Annotated in this window: 1 protein-coding gene; it reads right to left on the bottom strand. The window is 52.9% G+C overall.

Going from position 1 to position 291, the window contains the following annotated elements:
• On the bottom strand, positions 1-291 hold a 291-nt coding region (locus FS818_RS28470), incomplete at both ends, for an AMP-binding enzyme (RefSeq protein WP_145336766.1).

The raw sequence follows: 291 nt of genomic DNA, 5'->3' as shown, positions 1-291 counted from the left end.
TTGCGGCTCCGGTAGCGCATTCCGGTCTACCTTCCCGTTGGCCGTCAGTGGAATTTGCTCCACTTCCACCAGATACGACGGTACCATGTACTCAGGCAAACTCCGTTTCAAATACGCGCGCAACTCGGATGCATTAAATACGCCACGGCTCACCACGTATGCACACAGGTAAACATCTGCTTCGTTTCTCCGGGCAACGACTATTGCTTCCTTTACGTCCGTGTGTTGCAGGAGAACATGCACAATTTCCCCTGTCTCAATCCGGTACCCCCGGATCTTCACCTGTTCATC

The organism is Paenibacillus xylanexedens (assembly GCF_007680605.1).
Lineage (GTDB): Bacteria > Bacillota > Bacilli > Paenibacillales > Paenibacillaceae > Paenibacillus > Paenibacillus xylanexedens_B.
This window is presented reverse-complemented; position numbering and strand designations above follow the sequence as displayed.